Genomic DNA, 17,381 nt, shown 5'->3' with positions numbered 1-17,381 from the left:
AAAGAAGTCCTCTTTATGTCAACGTATTTCAGGATGAGACACAATACTAAAAAGCGGCCATATTGATGACCGCTTTTTTATCTTAGATATCCGTATTATTTAGAGAAATTATCTCCAAAAAAGTCTCCCACATTCCAACTTGAACGCTGTGATTGGTTCGCTAAAGTCATACCAATATAAAAATTTACCTCAGCAAATTTAGTGGCAGCTTGCCAATTAAATGTTTGATTTAGGTCATCTCCCGGCTTGTGATAATTAGTCTTGAGAAACAAATTAAATTGCTTACTACCATCAACCTCAGGATCTACTGACTTTAAGCCAGGCACTAAAAATACTGAAGGAATACCTTGTTTTACAAAACTGTAGTGGTCAGAACGAGTAAATAAGGCTTGGTCGGGCCATGGATCTGGGCTCAAGGTTAAGCCAATTTTCTCTGCTGCAATCGTAACTGACTCCTGCATATCACTATGGTTAGCACCAAATGCAATTACGTCAGCAAACTCATAGGTCAAAATTGGCATATCTAAATTCACGTTTGCCACCAAACTACTCTGGGGTACAGTGGGATTTTGTGCAAAGTAATCAGACCCAAGTAGCCCCTTCTCTTCAGCAGTGACAGCAACAAATAAAATAGACCGCTTAGGCTTGTCAGCAAGCTCACTAAATAGCCTAGCTGTTTCTAATAGAACAGATGTACCAGTAGCGTTATCCATAGCACCATTGTTAATTTTATCTTTCTTTACGGTTTTAGCTATGCCGATATGATCTGAATGGGCAGAGTAAACAACATACTCCTTTTTAAGTAAGGGGTCTGAACCTTCTAATATTGCCACCACATTAGGACTTGAAATAATTTTATGCTGCGACTCTGCTGTCATATTTACAGTAAGTGGGATGTCGAAACCTTTTGGAGATTGGTCTTGCTCCAACATGACATAAATATCTTCTAAGCTTTTTTCTGTACCTACAAATAAGAGCTCTGCTGCTTCTTTACTAAAATATGCGCTCCCTTTTAATTCTGGATATACATTTGCTGCCATCCCATCTTCGTCAAGCCAACTTACACTAGGGGTATGTATATAGTTTAAGAGATTTTGATAAGGCCTAACTTTTTCACCTCTTGGTGTACTGATAGTGATATAGCCAACCGCACCGTTTTCGGCTGCATGTCGCTGCTTTTCTCTTGTTGAACCAAAATGCGCCCCTTCCTCACTTGGAAAGGACTTTGGTTTACCAGACAAAACCACGACCACTTTTCCAGCAACATCTAAGCCTGCATAATCATTATGATCAAGCTCAGGAGCAATAATCCCATAGCCAACAAAGATTAACTTACCAGCCATTTCAGTATTTTCGTTTAATACACTAGCTCGAGTTAAAAACTCTTTGGGGTAAGATAAATTATGAGTGTTAGTAACTGAACTAAGAGACAAGTGGATTGAGTTTTGATCTATAGTAGATTGCACAAAAGGCACGCGTTGCATGTAGATGTCGTTATCCCCTGCTGGCATCAAGCCATACTTTTCAAACTCAGAGGCGATATATAAGGATGCAATTTCGTGTCCCACCGAGCCAGTATCTCGTCCTTTAAGTAAATCATCGGCTAAAAACGTTAGATGTGACCTAATTCTATTTTTGTCAGCATTAATCAAAGAGATCTCAGCTTTAGTATTGGTAGCCTGCTTGTTGCCGTCATCATGGCTACAGCCGCAGATAAACAGCAAACAAAATGCAGAGCTTAAAACTTTTTTTAATTTCATGTTTCCTCAGTATTGACTATATTTTTTAATTTTATGTAAGAGGGAAAGTTGCACCATGCTTGACACATAAAAAAACTTAACTAACCTTCTAAGAATACTTGTTCTATAAAGAAAGCAACTTATGCCTCGTAAACCGCAATATAATATAGATTTAGTTCTCACTTTGGCCATAGATATATTTTTAGAACATGGCTACCACGGTGCAATTATGGATGAAATTATTTTCAGAACAGGGTTCAATCGTAGAGGATTTTATTTAGAATTTGGCAGTAAACAAGCTTTTCTATATAAAGTATTAGGTCATTATCAAAGTAAGTATTTACAGGAGTTAATGAAGAACCTTGAGTCAAAACAAGGACTAGATTCTATCAATAGTTTTTTCACTGAATACGTCTCGCACGTTAAGGGAAAAGGCTGCTTACTGATAAATTGTATTACTGAGCTAGGTTTTGACGACGAGACAGTACGAGGGGTTGGTCGCCATTATCTAGATAGTTTACAAATAGCCTTTATTGGTTGTTTAGAAAAAGCCCAAAACCTAGGGCAAGTGCAGCCCCATATCAATATTGAATCCACTGCATTGCAGCTAACGAGTTATGTTCAAGGTTTTGCTGTAAACGCTGTACTTGCAGGAGATACAGACGAACTTCAATTAGCCACCCAAGCTTTATTAGGACCTTTGGCCATCAAGCAATAAATTTTCCATTATCTTAGCTTGTAATTTCGCAAACAAGCTCCATTGATAAAGGCCAAGTTTTTCTAAATCAGTCTTTCAATAGTAGTTACAATTATGGCCAAAAATACACATTTATTTAGAGTTCAATTTATAAGCAATGGCGAAAAATACGAGCTTTATGTAAGAGAAGTTAGCCAAGGTAGCATGTTTGGCTTTGTGGAAGTTGGCGACTTTGTTTGGGATACCCATACTAGTTTAGTCGTTGACCCAAGCCATGAAAAGCTAAAAGATGAATTTGCAGAAGTGACACAGACGTACATTCCTATGCATAGTATTTTACGTATTGACGAAGTCAAAAAACAAGGCATATCAAAAATTACCCAGCTATCAGACAAGGTTACCGCTTTTCCTAACCCTATCTATACACCCAAATCATAATAGTTATTTGTCGCAAGATTTAAATATTCAAGTAATACCTTTATGCTAGGTAAAAAATAAAAAAGGTAGCTTAATGAAAAGCTTTTCTGTGTTTTATATCTTACTAGCTTGCAACCTGTACACTTTTAACGCTTATGCAGACAAGCAGCTAACTCCACTCATTGATAAGATTTGGCAATATGAGCTATCTGTCTCACCTATAAGAGCCACTCGCCAAGGTGTGCATACTTATGACGACAAATTATCTGATATATCTCCTGCAGCTTTAGCGGCTCAAAATAAACAATATCGCTTGTTTATGGCCGACTTGTTAAAAATTGATCAATCACAGCTAAATCAAACCGAACAAATAACGTTATTAATGCAAAAGTACCGCTTACAAAATTATATCGATCAGTATCAGTTCAATGCTCATTATATGCCACTCACCTCTGAGTCTAGCTTCCATAGCGGCTTAGCATTTTTACCTAGAACAAGTCGCTTCGATAGTAAACTCGATTACGATAATTATCTAACTAGGCTTGAGCAATTTCCCGAGTATTTTAAACAACAAATTAAATGGATGAGAAAAGGCATAGACACCGGTTTTGTGCAGCCTAAAGCTGTTTTAGAGGGTTTTGACAGCTCAGTGCAAGCATTTATTCATGATGAGCCCGAAGCAAGTGTATTTTACGGGCCATTTTTAGAAATAGAGAATTCTCTTTCAGGTACAGATAAAGAAGCGGTAATAAAAAGAGCTAAAACCATTATAAATGAACACGTTTATGGTGCGTATCAGACTTTTTATGATTTTTTAACATCTGAATATTTGCCAAAAAGTAAAAGCGATATTGCCGCAGCTACTTGGCCCAAAGGCCAAGAGTATTACCAAAACCGCAGCAATTACTACACCACAACCAGTATGCCAGTAGAAGAGATCCACCAACTTGGCATAAGTGAGGTACAGCGTATTCGCCGTGAAATGCAAAAAGTAGTTGATGAACTAAAGTTTGATGGTGACATTAATCAATTTATAAAATATTTAAGAACCGAACCTAAATTTTATGCGAGAACAGCAGAGGAATTACTTAAAGAAGCTGCATACATTGCAAAAAAGGTAGACGCTAAGCTACCTCAGTTATTCAGAACGTTGCCCCGTACCCCATACGGCGTACAATCCGTACCTGAAAACATTGCACCAAAGTACACGACAGGTCGTTATATATCTCCTTCTCGAGACAATCAGCCAGGTTATTATTGGGTGAATACCTACGCATTGGATAAACGCCCCTTATACGCTTTGACAGCGTTAACCTTACATGAGGCGGTACCAGGCCATCATTTACAAATATCACTAGCGCAAGAGATGAACGACTTACCAGAAGTCAGACGATATACCTACATATCAGCCTTTGGTGAAGGCTGGGGCCTCTATTCAGAATTTTTGGGGAAAGAGATAGGTATGTATGAAAACCTCTATGATGAATTTGGCAGGTTAAGTTATGAAATGTGGAGAGCTTGTCGATTGGTGGTTGATACAGGAATGCACCTTAAAGGTTGGACGAGACAACAAGCTATTGATTATATGTTAAAAAATACGGCGCTCTCTGAGCACAATGTGAAGACAGAAATCGACCGTTATATTTCTTGGCCAGCACAGGCTCTATCCTATAAGATTGGGGAATTAACAATAAAGAGACTGCGTGAACAAGCAGAAATACAGCTTGGTGAAAAATTTAACCTCAGAGATTTTCACGATGCAGTGTTAGAGCACGGTTCCATTCCTTTATCAGTTTTAGAAAAAAACATTCAACAATTTATCGAGCAACAATAAATCAACAAATTAATCTTTATTTTATGGAGTGGTACATGGTCGCTTTAGGTGTAATTGGTTTTCTAATTTTACTGTTGGTATTCATTGTTACCCGTAATCAAAATATTCAACAAGAAGTAAAGCAGACTCAACATGCCCATAAAACCCTGCAATTACAAAACAAACACTCATTGAGTATAGTAAATACAATGTCATCTCATCTACAGCAGAGTTTGCAAACAAAATTAAACTCTTTGCAAAGCCATGGTTTAATTAAGCAAGCAGATTTTGAAATAGTTCACTTTATATTAGAGAATTTTAAATACGTTATTTTGCAGTGCAGTCAAGATGGTGAAACGGTAGAAATTGCAATTGCAAAAGCACTTAAGGGAAACGATTTAACAATAGAAGATATACGTCAGTTTATCGCTAAGCAACAATCAGAAACACGTATACCTTGGTGTCAAAATACAGTGGAAGGCTTTGTAACCGCCTGTCAAAACTTGACTTCAGATAAGGCGAAAGTAGCCTCTCCCCAAGAGACTTAAGCAATTAACCATCTAGCCCTGACAACGCAACAACAGCAGCTCAAACTCCTGTTTTTGTACTGGCATTATTGATAAACGATGACCTTTTTTTACTAACCCTATTTCAGCAATATCATCCATAGCTTTAATTTGTTTTAAAGATAAAATCTCAGAAAATTTTTGCTTAAATTTAATGTCTACCATCACCCATCTAGGATTTTCTGGCGGAGATTTAGGGTCATAATACTTACTTTCAGGATCAAACTGAGTGTGGTCAGGGTAGCCTTCTTTCACAACCTCAGCTACCCCAACTATGCCGACATTTTTACAACTGGAATGATAGATAAAAACAAGATCACCAGACTTTACCTGATCACGTAAAAAATTACGGGCTTGGTAATTTCTAATGCCATCCCAATGCTCAATTTGGGTAGGTTTGTTTTTTAAATCATCAATACTGAAAGCATCAGGCTCTGTTTTAAATAACCAATATTGCACAAACCTACCCCTTCAACATTTTAAAGGGAAAACATTAGCCTTTAAACTAGAGCTTTTCAAGCCAACTTTGTAACAGCCCCTGAAGTTGCAGACCATCCACCAGCTTAAAGTTTTGTGGAGCCGTAGGTAAACGATTACGACCATCTTGCACCACTAATAAACCTTGGGGCAACTGTGCTCCCAGTGGGTAAGAAGTAACAGCCAAACCATCGGTTTCTGAGGCGCCATCTACCCTAGTGGTAATATCCATATCAATTTTAAAACTGCCTAGGTGTTTGTTTTTATCATCTAAGGCAAACACGCCATAACTATCATTCCCCTGGCTAGATGCAATCAAAAATCTTTGGCCTTTATAGCGATAAATACTAAGTCCCTCTACATCAGCCACGAAGATATCGTTAGTTTTAATAATTAATTCACTTGTTGCGTCAATAGGCTCAGCAGAAACCTGCCACACGCCAACGGCTTCTTCGCCATAATACAGCTGTTGATTTTGGTCATCGACCACACAACCTTCCGGCTGGCTTGGAGCTGAAAACTCTCTTACAAGCAGTCCAGAAATGTCATCCCCATTGGGCTTCAAGAGATATTGCTGATAGTGCCCATCAGTACCATTTATAAACACGTAGTATTGCTCAGCATTCTGATACATACATAGGCCATATACGTCATCAATATCTGTTTTGATATCTGAAAGGAAGGCAAGCTCTCCTGTTTTAGGTTCAATAGTAAACACGCTAATACTTTTTGTACTGCGGTTACTAGCTGTTGCAATATCCATTCGTTTTCCGTTGAATTTCATTCCGTATCTAACATCCACATTGTTAACACGACCAACATTAAACTCTTTTAACAACTGGCCTTGTAAATCATATTGCAACAAGCCTTGTTTTTTATTGGTCCCTAATACGCGACTATTGCCACTGTCTGCAAAATTTATCCAAATTGCAGGATCATCAGCAGCATCCCCATAAGCATTTACAGGTGTAGTTTCAGCATATGCTGTCACAGCTTGCATACTAGAGGTCGTTGTCTGCAAAGGCTTACTATCTCTATTTAATGCACTTGCGTTGTATTGGCCTGTTTCATCATCAAACACTCCAAGCCTGATAGACTGTTGTTGCATAACCGCACTAACACTTTCCGGTTTATGGCTTCCCTCAAGAATGACAAACTGTGCTTGATTGTTATTTTGGGTATCAACTATCCATACGCCTTTTTGTTCTGGCGCAGTAACCAGCAATTCTCCTGACGGTAAAATATCTAGATGGGTGATTTCACCCATAACAGGACCATTTGGGTCAGTTGCTATCACTAACTCCCGGGATAATTCTGACTCGTGGCTAGCTAGATAGCGCCATACGCCAATATTCTCCTCCGCTAAATATAAGTAACCTAATGTATCGTCAACCACACATGACTTAGTTTGCGGCGTTCCTATAAAAGTTTGTATCAATAGGTCGGTAAGCTGCTGTTGAGAGCCATCCACAACTGTTCGCTGGGCAACTTCTCCTAACGTGTCGGCAGTAAATAATGAGAGGTGCCCTTGGGGCATTAAATACCAACATAGGCTTTCAATTTGGGCTGACGTTTTGGGAAGCCTTGTTATTTCTGACAATTCGAGTGTTTGCCAATCCAGTTTAATAATTAGCACTTGTCCTAAATTGCTATCCAGTGCAGCTATTAACCCAAAGGTTTCACCATTTAGCTGAATATTGTCACGCCAATCTAAAAGTTCAATATTGCCATCAGTACTGCTAAGTTTTTTACCATTTTGGTCTGTCAGTAGCACACCTAATTTTTCACTGGTTAGCAACCAATAGTCTTGCCCTTTATGACGAATCGGTTTGGCGACTTTGCCAGCAATATCACTATTTTGATGAAGTGTATTTAAAGGTACCGACAACGCGTCGATTGCAGGTGATTGGCAGGCGCTAACAAGCACTGCAAGGGTTAAACATATAAAATATTTCATAATGAATCTTTAATAATACTGTATTAATACAGCACCTTATTTGAAGCATTCATAAACTTAGTTGTCATGATGCTCACAGTAATTTAGAAAATACGCGCCACTTAAAGCGCGTATTATAAATAGCAAAATTTATCGCCCTATCGATTGAGTTATTACAATTTCCAATTGAAACCTAACTCAAACGTACGTCCATACTCTTCATATTGAGCATTAACGCTGCGCTCATCAAAGTAATTATAAAAAGGCTCATCGGTAAGGTTAATAGCATTAAAATACACATGCATGTTTTGATTGATAAAGTACTTACCCATAAAGTCCATTTGCTGATGTTTGTCTTCCATTCTAATTAAGTCGCCATCGATTTCTTCTAGGTTTTCACTCTTATAAGTCATACTTAAACGAACACTCATTTGCTCACTTTCGTAACCTATAGTGAAGTTCCCAATACGGTCAGATTGATTGGGCAGAGAAGTCTCGTAACGTTCCCCATCTAAAAAGGTCACCGCATCTGAGCTAGAAAAAGTACCATTAGCGCTTAACAACAAACCGTTATTGAACCCTTTCACCCAAGATAATTCAACACCACTAACGTTAGCAGATTCACCATTGATAGGTTGCATCACTTCTTCAAAACCTTCCCAACCTTCAGTACCCGCTACATCAGTGACAATAATAAAGTTATCAATGTTCTTGTAAAAATAACCCGCTGATAGAACGCCAATATCACCTGGGTAATACTCTAAAGCTAGGTCAATATTGTCGGCTTCGTAGGGTTCAAGATCTGGGTTGCCCACTTCAGCTTCACGCTCAGTAACGAATTCTCCGTCATCCTCTTCAGTCTTAGATTCTATAATCTGAAATGCGGCAGAATCTTCAAATTTTGGCCTAGATATAGTTTGAGTGAACGCTGCTCGACCAATTAGCTTGTCATTAAATTCGTAGCGAAGGTTTACACTCGGTAACAAGTACGAATAATTTTTATCGCTTTCCCATAGATTATTCACCACCTCTTCTACATCTGTTTCTTCGTTTTCTATCAACTCAACGCGCATTCCAGAGGTGCTAAAGTCTGTATCTTCATACCTTAGCCCCGCTACGATCCGTAGCTTATCTAAATCAATTTTGCCCATTAGATATAAAGCGAAAATATCTTCTTGGGTATTATATGAAGCACCATTAGATTCAACCTCAGAATCAAGTTCAGCAACTTCTAATGCATCTGCTTGTTGTCCGTAATATTCGCGCATAAATGAGCGGGCTAATCCTGGCCCAAAGTCACCTAAGCCCCAATCAGGCGTTGCAGCTGCAAACGAACTAGAGTCCAGATCGTCAAAATCACCGTCGTATATAATGATATCTGCGTTAGCTTGCTTCTCTCGATTACGATACTTACCTCCAAACTTGAGTTCAATTTGATTGTTTTGCCACTCTAAAAAACGGGTAAAGTCAGCTTTTATAGATGCCTCAGTATCTTCTGCATTATTCTTTTCAAAGCTCACCTCATCTAATTCGTAGTTACCTAAGTCCATAACAGAAGCATCTTGAGTAATGGAAGGTATTGGTCCGACAAAATCCGAGTTAATACTCATCTCTTCCCCTACAAAAGTGTAATATAGGGCATCTGGCTCATCTTCGTCTGCTTTAGAATAACCGACTTGATATTCTACTAACCAATCGTCTAATTGATATTCAGCTCCTGCGGTTATAGATAGGATACTTTGAGTTTCTTCACGATCTTTACTGCCCCTTTCAACTTCTGAGTCATCGCCATCAAAGGTGAACGTATTGGCTAAACGAAGCTCATTGTCTGCAAATCGGCTATATAAAGAACGCATATAGTACTGACTGTTCATGTCTGGGCGAAAATCTAGATTCACTGCCGCACCAATGCGTTCTCGATCGATACTGTAATAACGTTGCTCTATTTCATCATCACCATTGGACTCAACATTATCTGAACCAAAACTACGATCGAAGTAAGATAAAGCAGCCGCAATACCTACTTTATCACTCAGCATAGTGGTAACGCTGCCCGATACTCTTGGGCTGGTTTCACCTCTCAATTGATTTTGACTAGCTTGTACAGTCACACTTGCTGTTGTGCCTTTTTTGTCAAACGCGCTTAGGCTTTTAACTTCAATAGAACCACCAATAGCATCTGCATCCATATCTGAAGTAACAGACTTAGATACTTCTAATGCTTGAATAAGCTCAGACGGGATAACATCAAGAGCAACGGAACGAACGCCCCCCTCTGGCGATGGAACGTTTAAGCCGTTAATAGTGACATTATTTAGGTTAGGATCGATTCCTCGAATACCCACAAACCGACCTTCACCTTGGTCACGCTCAATCGATAGACCGGGTAACCTTTGTAAAGCCTCTGCAGCATTTTGATCTGGAAACTGACCAATAGCATCAGCTGAAACAATTGACTTAATGCTATCTGCAACACGCTGTTGATTAAGAGCGCTTGCTTTCCCTGCTCGCTGTCCATAAACAATCACTTTTTCTAACGATTCACCATTTGTATCCAGTATGACTTCTGGCTGAATAATTTCACCATCGATTATAGTAATAGCCATCTCTTGCTTAGGTGCGCCCAAGTAAGTAATGACTAAAGTGTAATCTCCTTCATTTACATTCTTAAATCTAAATGAACCATCTCTACGAGAAACAGTACCCAACCCTAATTCTTTAATCTGAATTTGAGCACCTTCAAAGTAACTTGTTTTACTACTGTCAATTATAACGCCTTGTATGCTGCCTGCTGCAACCGCACAACAAGAAGCAGCCATACATGCTATAGCTAAAGTGGATTTAATAAATTTCATAATAGTGTCTCGCTGCAACCTGTAACGTAAGAATGGGTTAACTCTGTTGCCGCACAACCTAAAGAAGCTCTATGACATTTTTATGAATAAAAGCGGATTGTTTATGCCCAACATCCCCAATTTAGTTCTGTAGGTCTGCTTTTTAAAACAGACTGAGCCAATATGACCTCCCTCTAAGGCCGCAATTTTAGGAGGGTTAATGAATTTCTAGGCCAACCTACCTCATTTAACTTCATCTCTTTGTCATCTTGTTGAGCTAATGTGACCCTTAACTTGGCTTCTTGAATACCAGTGTCTATTTTTTACTGGAACATATAATTATGAATTTTTCTTTATTTACACGTCACTCAACACTTTGTTCGATATTTTTTGGTTGTTTATTTTTACCCATTAGTTTGAGCTTTGGACTAGGCTCATCAAAAATATTGGGCGACATCTCTTGGTTGGATATATTGGGTGAAGGTAGCCTAGTTATATTGTCAGCAATATGGGTCTTATTTGTATTAGTCAGTCGCCCTCCTGGCAAAGTGACCTCAGCATTGGTGATAGGTCTAAGTTTGTTTTTATTTTCGGCCTGCTTAGATTTATTCGACGAGTGGATGCACTATGACAACAGGGCTGCCTACCTAAATATGTTCGAGTCTATTCCTGCAGCATTCGGCATGGTCATAATGAGTTATGCGTTATTCCAGTGGCACCAAGAGTTATTAATCGTCAATCAGCAACTTCAAAGGCGCGAATTAAACCTTAGGCAGCACGATCAGGTTGATTTTATTACAAAGTTGTATGACGCCGACTATATGCGTGAACAGATTAACGACCAGTTAAAACACTCAGGCAATCCTACTTTTTCAGTTGTGATGCTAGATATAGATAGCTTTGACAGCTTTAACCGTCAATACGGACATGATGAGGGAGATCGATTACTCAGAGAGGTATCTGAGCTAATTCTAATGAATTTACGCTCTCTCGATTTAGTATGTCGTTACGCTGGAGACCGCTTTATTTTACTATTACCAAATACAGATAGGGTTGTCGCTGAAGAAATAGCAGAACAAATTCGCAAGGCAATTGTGCACCTAGCTTATAAACCTAGTCGTGGCAACAATGCTGTTTACCACTCTCTTACTTATGTTGCAGAAACGGCTTCGATGGAAGATAAAATAGCAGAAGCGATATTATCCAGAGTAAATAGACGTTTAGATTTAAGTAAACAGTCAATTAGTGCCATGGCTATTTAGAATGAAACTAAATAACAGCAAAACCATAAATATTGAAGATAAATTGCTTCCTGCTCATCAATACGCAGCAAGCTTGTTTGATCTAGTTACTTCAAGAAACGTAAACAAGCACAAGTTGTTACGTGGAACACGTATTTTTCAAGAAGACTTTAAATCAGATAAAATGCTAAGTCCTCAACAGCTATTACAATTAACTCACAATGCCAATGCATTGACCCCTGGGAATGATTGTTCATTTCAGCTTGGGAGGCGATTATTCCCAGGTAATTACGGTGCAGTATCAAACGCCTTAATGTATTCCAAAGACTTTGGGGAAGCCTTACGATTATTATCAATATTGAGAAATCAGATATGTCCGTTTTTAGAAGGCAATGCTTATTCATCTATAGACAAGCAGTACCTTTTAATAAAAGACTCTTTTGGGGATCCGACCTTATTACAGTTTTTTATAGAAGTTTACTGTTCCGCTTTAGTATCAACCAGTAAATTATTATATGAAAGGCGCATTCCATTTAATTTTAGCTTTCCTTTTCAAAGACCAAAACACATACAAGAATATGAAGAAAATCTTGGTTACAAATTAGCGTTTTCGCAACCAATTTTTAGTATCAGCTTCGATAGAAAGTGGTTACACACAAAATGTACGCACAGAAGTGATAGCTTAAAGTGGTATTCATTAAAGCAGGCAAAAATGAGTAGTATTCCAAAACTAGGTTTTTTAGAACAGGTACGTAAGTTATTGATGAAAAATAGACAACTCAGCTTAAAGCAAGCGGCGGCAGTATTCTCAATGAGCCCTGCAACCTTTAAGCGTAAGTTGTCGCTACATGGTAAAACCTTTCAACAGATTCAAGACGAGCTTGGTAAACAATATGCTACATTCCTATTGCAAATGCAGCACTTGTCTAATGAAGAATCTGCAAGCTTAATGCAATTTAATGATATCCCTAACTTCAGGAGAGCCGTAAAACGCTGGACTGGGCAAACACCCAGCCAACTGAGATTAACTTAAGGCTCTCGGCTTAGTCGTAAAATGGCGATCTATACTGATTGAGATCGATTAAATTCACTGGTTTTTGAAGCATCTGACCACCATCTCGTCCTATCGGCACCCATGGAATTTTTCCTCTCCCTTTAGCCGGCTTTAATACAAATAAGTCAAAGGGAATTGAGATATAAAACCCTTTTGTAAAGCTTCCTTCACCGTATTCCTCTGCTGAGACATTGGTAATTGCTGCATAGGCTCCAACAATAATTCCGCTATCAAAACGCTTAGCAAAATCAATATTTACACCTTTGTCTTTGGCTAAAAATTGTCCCGCACTTACAACAATTTGGGTATCGGGTAAAAAGTCCGGACGCCAATACACACTTGCGTGTCCGGTAAATGCTTTATAGTCAAAGAAATCGAAATCATTTTCATAAGATCTTTGCTGCACATAGTTCAAATCAATTCCAAATGATAAATTACTGTCAACTGGGCTGTAGAATAATTCAGTGCCTACTCCACCAAACATAGTTTCTAAATAGCCACCGTACGCTTGAGCAAACAAATTAGGGGCGATTCTATCAGACCAATGTAGAAACGCGGTTTCCAGAGTCACTTTACTTCGAGTAACATATTCCCTAACTTGGGTTCTGACTCGCGGTAAGCTTGAGTCTTGTCTATCAGTGGTGAAGTTAAACTTATCAAAGTTTTCAATTAAGGTTGCTTTCACTCCCCCTGATATAGAAAAGTTCTGATTAAAGGCATACCCACCGCTTAAAATTGCGCCCCCTTGATAAAGGTAAAAAGACTCTGGACCGCCAAATGTTTGGATCCAGAAACTATTTACGGAATGAAACAAACCAGATGTATTATTAGCTTTGTAATTCGCTAAGGTTTCTGCAGAAGGCTCTTGGCGCTGATAAGATGCTGTTAAATCAGGTTCCAATGCTTCGTATCGAGCAGCACTTTTAAACGCATCGGCATCAATTTCAGTCTCAACCATGGGTAACAAGGCGGCGTTATTTACTATTTTATAGGTTTTAATAGACTCAGGAAGCTCTGAAGCTAATATGCGCCCAACTCTTTCAATTGCTTCGTCATTATCTCTATAGGCAAACTGGTAGCCATAGATTGTCATCTCATCATCAAGTTGGTGGCTATAATTAATTAAAAAGCTGCCTTGTAAATATAAGTCTCTATATAGGCGTTTCCTGTTAAGGCTTTTCATATCTGCAGCAGGGGTTACCCCCTCAATTGAGCGGGGAGGCTTATCAAACTTTACTTGTTTCGCCGTGTGCAGATTTAATTTGTACGTTACACCAAAGCCAACTGTATTTCCCCTTTGATAATTAAGATTAAAGTCAAAGTCATTCCATTCATAAACTAAACCCAAGTTCCATGGAGAGTTTTGCTCAAGCTCACCTGCACGGTCATTAACATAGTCATTCCCTTCGTATTCAAGCTTAACTCTTAGCTTATCGATAGGAGTTTGATATTCAATACCGCCGAATATAGATGCAGGCCCCTTAAAAAAATGACCAAACTCTATTTTTCCACCACTTCCAGAAAAACCACCAGGCCTTTCGCAGTAACTATCTGCAACCTCGCAAAGAGGGTTACGAATATTTCCACCTGCTCCTAGATACCCCCATCCGAAACCCAGATGAACATCTAATGGCCCTACTCTCTTGCTGAGGCTTACAAATTCACTTTCAAAAAAACCTGTCCCCCCAAAATCACGAAAACCCATAGCCACTTGTGGTAAGTAATAATCTTCTTCTAATAGTCTAAATTTTACGTCAATACCTTTGTCTTTTAAGGTTTGATCACCGCTAAAACTGGCTACATTACTGTATAGTTGTGTTCTTACATCTGTATACCTTACAGTTGCCTCCATCCAAGGAAACAACTGTAAACTACTTGACCAAAATCGGTATTCGTTATTATCGGTATAATTAACAGTTTGAGAGCCTTCACGCATCATTCTTGCCGTTGGAGTTTGCCATAATCCAACGCCGCCTTGAACCATTTGCGAAGGAGCTACAGCGTTACTCTCTTGTGTATTACCATGAATATGAATAGATATTAAAGCAATAAAAAAGGTAACCCTGTTTAGCGTGGAGCAGGTTTTCATTTATTTAATAATCCTATTCGTAGCTAGCTTAGCAATTTTCATATTTAAAATGTCCATCTTCTTAGAAAATTGAGACTCAGTGAAAGGAATATATATTTGACTACCTGCCATGACATGATCATAACTATTATTCCAATAGGCTACGCCAGACTTTTTTACTTCACCATTACCTTGAACGATATAAATTAAACTTTTATCTGAAAGATCAGTTGCTTTTATGTCGGACAAATACTCCATTGCAGCAACATTACCTTTATATTCAATGACAGTAGATTCATTAACCAACCCAATAATAGATACAGTTTCCACCCTCTCCTTTAATAGTAATAGATATTCACCGTCTTCAAACTTAGGGTTAAATTTAGGTTGCACCCTAGCTAAATCAAAATCTATTGGAATAGCAAGCCTTCTAGCTAAATTCCAACTTTCAAGGCTTGCTACTAGTTGACGGATAACTTTAACATCGTCTAAAGAACTAGTAAGCGCTAAAAGCTCCTCTATTATGAATGATCTTTCTTTATCAATAGTACTATCACCTACCCGAAATAAAGCAGATGATTGCCAATACCATGAACGCTCTAAAGCGATTGGCTCTAAGACTTCAGATAGCTTTGGATTTCCTTCATAATCAAATACAGTATCATTAATCGTAATTTTAACCGAAGCAGCACTAAAACTGCTCCAGCCTAAGACACAAATAAATAAAAATACCCTCATACTTAATCCCCAACGCTCAAAACAGTTGCCAAGGGTAAACGCGCTATACGACTTATATAGGTAAGCTCATATCTATCCGAGTTTGGTGTAAGTTGTTGTTCGCTTTTTAATAGTTGTTCAGTCTCTGTATCAAACCAAAAGTAATTTATCCAAGTATTAGTTTGTTTATTAACTTGATGAAAAGTCACAACTTCCTTTAACATATTAGCCTTAGCATGATTACCGTCAATGATAAGTTCAGAATTGATTACCCATTCAAATTTAGACTCTACAAAGGCACTTAAGCCGTTATCGTAGTCTACGGAACGGTTCCAATATAGGGTGGAATTGACATTTTTAGGAATAGCTAACGGGTCATTTTCAATGTTAGTTACATAAAAAAAGTTATCTATAGTACCAACCGTTTTTACTATCCTGCCACCTTGCTCAACTAACATGGCATTATCGCCACTAACCCATTTATATTGGGAGTTTTCAATATATGCAAGTGCCAGCACAGCTCTTGGTTTATCCTTCAGACTAACATAGAGCAAATCAATGGCTGAGTTCTGTATTTCCGACAGTGTAAGAACCGGATCAGCACTGGTTTGAAAAGCGAGCTTAATAGTTTCTAAATAAGCTCGATGTGTCGAAGAACATCCCACTAATACCATCAGACTTAGAAATAAAATTGTTGTTCTATAAAAAGCCACGCAGCCACCCTAAAAAATAGACACAAAAAAAGCCGCCAAAAGGCGGCTTTTGCTAAAAAAGAAACTTATTGATACGTTGGAGCATATGTAAATGTTACAGGAACGGTTATTGTCGCTCCCATAGTACCTGTTTGGGTCACAGTTACAGTAGTACCGATACACACACCATCTGCTAACTCATCAGTACTACTACAAGTTGCTTCTGGCTCTATTGGATCTATCGGATCTGCAGTTCCACTAGAATTAGCTACTAAAGCAGCTGCAATTGCAGCAGCCGCTGCACCGGCTGCGACTGTACTAGCAGCTACACCACCAATAGTTGAACCAGTCGCTGTAGTACCGCCAGCTTTTTCTTGGGCATTAACATTTACTGATACTAATGACGCAGCTGCCACTAGAGTAATTAATAGTTTTTTCATTATAAATTCCTTTATGAATTATGATATCTATGTTGGATACTAATTGATCCGATCGTAAAGCACAATCAAATAATAAATAATTAATCGTCCTACTAATGCTAGGTAAAGTACTAAAACGTATATTATCAACCTGTTCAATTTAATATCATTATAAACATATACATAAGCACTCAAATACATAACAAGCTAGTAACAAAGAATCATAAAACTAAGTTTTCCATTAACCTTTGATTAGAAGCCAAAATGCTACAGTATCAAAGAGTCCGCAACATGAATGATGACCCAAAGATAGGCCAACTTGCTGCTCATTAAGTATAACGCCACCTCTTTCCACTTAACATGTGATGACAGTGTTTCTAATNTCTGGCAGTGTGCTACTCTCGCATGGGGAAACCCCAAACTACCATCGCCGCTAATGCGTTTCACTTCTGAGTTCGGAATGGGATCAGGTGGGACCGCATCGCTATGGCCGCCAGACAAAAACTTGTCGTGTTAATTCACTTGCTCACAGCGCGTCAGCGATGTGATGAATTAACGCAATGAGGAACCAAGTACAGCCTTGTGGCTTGCTTGTTTCATCAGTGCTTATCTTTAATATGTAAAAGCTGATGCTCTTCTTGTTGAGCAAATAATCGAGGCTAAGTTGTCCTAGTCTTACTCTATTTTCTATGGTGTTACTTGTCACTCACA

Annotated in this window: 14 protein-coding genes and 1 rRNA gene; 6 read left to right on the top strand and 9 right to left on the bottom strand. The window is 38.6% G+C overall.

Annotated elements, in window-relative coordinates; genetic code table 11:
• Window positions 1–95: 95 nt before the first annotated feature.
• Window positions 96–1,760, bottom strand: coding sequence for a M28 family metallopeptidase (locus EOK74_RS05910; RefSeq protein ID WP_133469009.1), 1,665 nt, complete (start codon window positions 1,758–1,760; stop codon window positions 96–98).
• A gap of 121 nt (window positions 1,761–1,881) precedes the next feature.
• Here EOK74_RS05910 and EOK74_RS05905 point away from each other — a divergent pair, with 121 nt between their 5' ends.
• The 4 genes from EOK74_RS05905 (at window position 1,882) to EOK74_RS05890 (ending at window position 5,214) form a co-directional block, all read left to right on the top strand.
• On the top strand, window positions 1,882–2,457 hold the full coding sequence (locus EOK74_RS05905) for a TetR/AcrR family transcriptional regulator (RefSeq protein WP_133469008.1): 576 nt from the start codon (window positions 1,882–1,884) through the stop codon (window positions 2,455–2,457).
• A 93-nt stretch (window positions 2,458–2,550) separates the two neighbouring features.
• Complete coding sequence (locus EOK74_RS05900; RefSeq protein WP_133469007.1) at window positions 2,551–2,874, top strand: DUF1820 family protein; 324 nt, start codon at window positions 2,551–2,553, stop codon at window positions 2,872–2,874.
• A gap of 73 nt (window positions 2,875–2,947) precedes the next feature.
• Window positions 2,948–4,687 carry a DUF885 domain-containing protein gene (locus tag EOK74_RS05895; RefSeq protein WP_133469006.1) on the top strand — a complete coding sequence of 580 codons (1,740 nt, stop codon included), beginning with the start codon at window positions 2,948–2,950 and terminating at the stop codon, window positions 4,685–4,687.
• Between the two features lie 35 nt (window positions 4,688–4,722).
• Entirely contained in the window at window positions 4,723–5,214 is a 492-nt protein-coding gene (locus EOK74_RS05890; RefSeq protein WP_133469005.1) for a hypothetical protein, read from the top strand.
• A gap of 12 nt (window positions 5,215–5,226) precedes the next feature.
• On the opposite strand, the gene EOK74_RS05885 is transcribed toward EOK74_RS05890, so the two are convergent.
• From EOK74_RS05885 to EOK74_RS05875, 3 genes are all read right to left on the bottom strand, one after another.
• Complete coding sequence (locus tag EOK74_RS05885) at window positions 5,227–5,691, bottom strand: EVE domain-containing protein (RefSeq protein WP_133469004.1); 465 nt, start codon at window positions 5,689–5,691, stop codon at window positions 5,227–5,229.
• 46 nt (window positions 5,692–5,737) lie between these two features.
• Window positions 5,738–7,666 carry a phytase gene (locus EOK74_RS05880; protein WP_133469003.1) on the bottom strand — a complete coding sequence of 643 codons (1,929 nt, stop codon included), beginning with the start codon at window positions 7,664–7,666 and terminating at the stop codon, window positions 5,738–5,740.
• A gap of 152 nt (window positions 7,667–7,818) precedes the next feature.
• Complete coding sequence (locus EOK74_RS05875) at window positions 7,819–10,500, bottom strand: TonB-dependent receptor (RefSeq protein WP_133469002.1); 2,682 nt, start codon at window positions 10,498–10,500, stop codon at window positions 7,819–7,821.
• A 320-nt stretch (window positions 10,501–10,820) separates the two neighbouring features.
• Here EOK74_RS05875 and EOK74_RS05870 point away from each other — a divergent pair, with 320 nt between their 5' ends.
• Together EOK74_RS05870 and EOK74_RS05865 are read left to right on the top strand one after the other, a co-directional pair.
• Window positions 10,821–11,741, top strand: coding sequence for a GGDEF domain-containing protein (locus EOK74_RS05870; protein ID WP_133469001.1), 921 nt, complete (start codon window positions 10,821–10,823; stop codon window positions 11,739–11,741).
• Window position 11,742: 1 nt separating this feature from the next.
• Window positions 11,743–12,753 (top strand): AraC family transcriptional regulator ligand-binding domain-containing protein, encoded by a 1,011-nt coding sequence (locus tag EOK74_RS05865; RefSeq protein WP_133469000.1) that lies wholly within the window; start codon window positions 11,743–11,745, stop codon window positions 12,751–12,753.
• Window positions 12,754–12,763: 10 nt separating this feature from the next.
• Here EOK74_RS05865 and EOK74_RS05860 read toward each other — a convergent pair whose 3' ends face one another.
• The 5 genes from EOK74_RS05860 to rrf form a co-directional block, all read right to left on the bottom strand.
• Complete coding sequence (locus EOK74_RS05860; protein WP_133468999.1) at window positions 12,764–14,863, bottom strand: YjbH domain-containing protein; 2,100 nt, start codon at window positions 14,861–14,863, stop codon at window positions 12,764–12,766.
• Window positions 14,864–15,580 carry a capsule biosynthesis GfcC family protein gene (locus tag EOK74_RS05855; protein ID WP_133468998.1) on the bottom strand — a complete coding sequence of 239 codons (717 nt, stop codon included), beginning with the start codon at window positions 15,578–15,580 and terminating at the stop codon, window positions 14,864–14,866.
• A gap of 2 nt (window positions 15,581–15,582) precedes the next feature.
• A complete protein-coding gene (locus tag EOK74_RS05850) occupies window positions 15,583–16,272 on the bottom strand; it encodes a YjbF family lipoprotein (RefSeq protein ID WP_133468997.1) in 690 nt (229 codons plus the stop codon).
• Window positions 16,273–16,337: 65 nt separating this feature from the next.
• Window positions 16,338–16,691, bottom strand: a complete 354-nt coding sequence (locus tag EOK74_RS05845; protein ID WP_133468996.1) for a hypothetical protein — start codon at window positions 16,689–16,691, stop codon at window positions 16,338–16,340.
• Between the two features lie 362 nt (window positions 16,692–17,053).
• Window positions 17,054–17,168, bottom strand: a 5S ribosomal RNA gene (rrf, locus tag EOK74_RS05840).
• Between the last annotated feature and the right edge of the window lie 213 nt (window positions 17,169–17,381).

It is taken from the genome of Paraglaciecola marina (genome assembly GCF_004360155.1).
In the GTDB taxonomy this organism is placed as follows: domain Bacteria; phylum Pseudomonadota; class Gammaproteobacteria; order Enterobacterales; family Alteromonadaceae; genus Paraglaciecola; species Paraglaciecola marina.
Note: the sequence above shows the minus strand (reverse complement) of the source record. Positions and strands in the feature narration are given on the sequence as shown.

Bases quoted from the DNA above. Each gene is read 5' to 3' on its own strand.
- EOK74_RS05910 (WP_133469009.1), bottom strand. From the start codon at position 1,760: ATGAAATTAAAAAAAGTTTTAAGCTCTGCATTTTGTTTGCTGTTTATC.
- EOK74_RS05905 (WP_133469008.1), top strand. From the start codon at position 1,882: ATGCCTCGTAAACCGCAATATAATATAGATTTAGTTCTCACTTTGGCC.
- EOK74_RS05900 (WP_133469007.1), top strand. From the start codon at position 2,551: ATGGCCAAAAATACACATTTATTTAGAGTTCAATTTATAAGCAATGGC.
- EOK74_RS05895 (WP_133469006.1), top strand. From the start codon at position 2,948: ATGAAAAGCTTTTCTGTGTTTTATATCTTACTAGCTTGCAACCTGTAC.
- EOK74_RS05890 (WP_133469005.1), top strand. From the start codon at position 4,723: ATGGTCGCTTTAGGTGTAATTGGTTTTCTAATTTTACTGTTGGTATTC.
- EOK74_RS05880 (WP_133469003.1), bottom strand. From the start codon at position 7,666: ATGAAATATTTTATATGTTTAACCCTTGCAGTGCTTGTTAGCGCCTGC.
- EOK74_RS05875 (WP_133469002.1), bottom strand. From the start codon at position 10,500: ATGAAATTTATTAAATCCACTTTAGCTATAGCATGTATGGCTGCTTCT.
- EOK74_RS05870 (WP_133469001.1), top strand. From the start codon at position 10,821: ATGAATTTTTCTTTATTTACACGTCACTCAACACTTTGTTCGATATTT.
- EOK74_RS05865 (WP_133469000.1), top strand. From the start codon at position 11,743: ATGAAACTAAATAACAGCAAAACCATAAATATTGAAGATAAATTGCTT.
- EOK74_RS05860 (WP_133468999.1), bottom strand. From the start codon at position 14,863: ATGAAAACCTGCTCCACGCTAAACAGGGTTACCTTTTTTATTGCTTTA.
- EOK74_RS05855 (WP_133468998.1), bottom strand. From the start codon at position 15,580: ATGAGGGTATTTTTATTTATTTGTGTCTTAGGCTGGAGCAGTTTTAGT.
- EOK74_RS05845 (WP_133468996.1), bottom strand. From the start codon at position 16,691: ATGAAAAAACTATTAATTACTCTAGTGGCAGCTGCGTCATTAGTATCA.